Annotated in this window: 2 protein-coding genes; one reads left to right on the top strand and one right to left on the bottom strand. The window is 68.2% G+C overall.

Annotated features, from left to right (window positions below):
• Positions 1-1,771: 1,771 nt before the first annotated feature.
• The gene (locus E1266_RS36810) at positions 1,772-2,113 is read left to right on the top strand and encodes a hypothetical protein (RefSeq protein WP_132055153.1); all 342 of its coding nucleotides are present in this window, start codon (positions 1,772-1,774) and stop codon (positions 2,111-2,113) included.
• 149 nt (positions 2,114-2,262) lie between these two features.
• On the opposite strand, the gene E1266_RS39085 is transcribed toward E1266_RS36810, so the two are convergent.
• Positions 2,263-2,469, bottom strand: a 207-nt coding sequence (locus E1266_RS39085) for a hypothetical protein (RefSeq protein WP_207946152.1), incomplete at its 5' end; no start/stop codon positions are given.

Below are 2,469 nucleotides of genomic sequence, written 5' to 3'. Positions count from 1 at the left end.
AGGTGCCCTATCCGACACCCCGACGCCTTGTTCCCCGCCCAACGCCACGTCGCCACGCCACGCCACGTCGCCTCACCACTGCCACATCACCACCGTCGAGTGCCTCTACCCGCGGACGACTCCGACTCTGGCGCGCCCCCACCAATCTGGCTCCACTTCACGGTCTGGCTCGGTGACGTAGGCAGCGGCCGGCGAGGCCAAGAACACCGCCGTGCCCGCGAAGTCCCCCAGCACGCCGTTGCGGCCGGTCAGCCCGCGCCCGTGGTGTCCGAGGGGTGGGGTCAGTGGGAACGTTCATGCCTCGATCGTCGGGCACGCCGCCCATAAACGCTGGACGGACATGCCACATCAAAACGGGCTGGACGGCCTCGGCTCATGGGGAAGGCGGCCTCGATCGCGGCGAGGACGATGATGACGGCGGCCGCGGTGAGGACCGAGGGAGGTGGGCACGGCGGCGGGGTGCGCCGACGCCAGTTCTGCAACGCCACCCTCGTTTCACGGGGAACTTTCAACGAGCCGCCGTCGACGAATGCATCGGCCCGACCCACACCTCCCGCTCTTCCCCGGAAGCGCTCCCAATGCGCCAGCGACAACGCACCAAATCCGTCCGCCGCGCCCTCACACCCAGCCACGCCGCCGCCGCGGTCAAAGCGAACCCCGCACAACTCCGCCGCCCCTCCACGACAGCCCCCAGCAGACACACTCCCGCACCAAAACGCACCCGCCGTCCTCACTGCCGCGACGTGCGCCCGCGTGATTCAAAGGAGATCGTCATGTCGGGCCATGCCGCCGCGTGGGTTCGCCCGTTAGCACACAGCGCGCGGGCCGCAACCGCCGAACAGCACCGACAGCCAGACCCCTGCCCTGCGGAGTGCCGATGGAGTCCGGCCGGCGCATCGAACACGTCGCCACCAGCCCGGCGCGACGGGGCGCGCCCGCGGTCGATCTCAGGCAGCCTCGACGGCCATTCCTCCAGACGCGGTCGTGGGTTTCACGTGAAACCAGGGCGTGGCTTCTGTGCCGGGTCCGGTCCCGCGGCGGCATTAGCCTCCAGCAGGCGAGTCACCCCCTGCTTCATCGGCAACTGGTTCACCATCCGTCGGCCACACGACCGCCAAGAGGACTCCTTCCTTGGCGCTCCATCCATGCCTGCGGTCCACGATCACCGGGGAGTCAGCGCGTGTGGCCGGTTCGCTCGTTGTTTCACGTGGAACATGGTCGGGAGACTCCTGCGCAGAGGACCGATTCCGTCGCATTGGCCGACGAACGAGCCCGCTTCCCCACGCTCTCAGGGGACCCCGCGTCGGCCGGCCAAAGGCCGATGCCCCCACCCGGAGCTTCGGCAAGCGCGAAGACCAATCCGCGCGAAGATTCGTCACAGGGATGGACCCTCGCAGTCAACAGCCACCAGCCAGCAGGTGGCCTGAGCGGTAACCGACCAGAGCGGAAGCACCGTTCCAGCGACAGCCCAATAGAGGCCGGTCGGTACAGAGACGGTCGGGGCAAGAAGCCAGGACCGCGAGGCCGGCCGCGCGCAGCCGCGCCACCGTCGGGAACTTCGCTAGCGACCGTGCCGTGCCCGGTCATCGTCTCCGACAGTCCCCGATCGCCGCGTCCCGGCCGTCCCACACCGATTGAGCGGTCGAGTGGGTGCCGGGGGACGGGTCCTGCACGGGTACGTGGAGATGGTGGACTGGCACTGCCCGCCATCCTCGCCAGGCGATGAAGTTGACCGGCGAGCCGAGTCGTCCCTCCTCGGTACGCTCGGGCAATGAGCGTCTCCCTCTACTACTCCGCCACCCGGCCTACCCCACTCACGGACGGTGAGGCGGCCGCTGTCAATCGGATCGTCGCCGCGCACATGGAGTCCTTCCCGTTTGAGTACGAGGAGACTTTGTACCTGTACGAGAACGGGGCCCAGGAGCCGGACGAGATCGTGGCCGGGGCCACGAAGATGCCGACCGATTTCGACCGGGTGGTCCCGGTCCTCGATCATGTGCTGGGTTCGCTGACGGAGCTGCGCCGGTCGCTACCCGGCGCCGAGTGGCGTGTCCACATGGATGACTTCGATATTCCGTGGGACGAGAACGACGGCTACACCGTGCCCGAGTAGGCGGGGGAGACAGCCACCACCGGGAGACTCATCCCCTGGAGTTCCGGTCACGCCCTGCGACGTACCTGCCGAACTTCCTGGCTGCGGCTCTGGCCGCGTCGAAGCGGCTGCATAAGACGTCCCTGGCCGTCATGGACAGGGAGACTGTTTCACGTGAAACAAGCGCGGTCCGCCGCCAGCGGCAGTGACCATCGCAGGACGGGGATCCGAAGAAAGCGGTGGATCGGCATATTGCCCACCTGCCCCAACGACCCTGCGCCTCCAGCTACGATCACCCGCCGCTTCGCCACCCCCTCAACGGCGAAGGCCTCTGCCGCCTCCCGGACCTCGGCACCGTAATCGCCGAAGCCCTCCCT

It is taken from the genome of Actinomadura sp. 7K534, assembly GCF_004348575.1.
Classification (GTDB): domain Bacteria; phylum Actinomycetota; class Actinomycetes; order Streptosporangiales; family Streptosporangiaceae; genus Spirillospora; species Spirillospora livida.
The sequence above is the reverse complement of the archived record's forward strand: the minus strand, read 5'-3'. Positions and strand labels throughout refer to the sequence as shown.

What these genes read in the sequence shown, in the direction of transcription:
- E1266_RS36810 (WP_132055153.1), top strand. Translation starts at nt 1,772, where the DNA reads ATGAGCGTCTCCCTCTACTACTCCGCCACCCGGCCTACCCCACTCACG.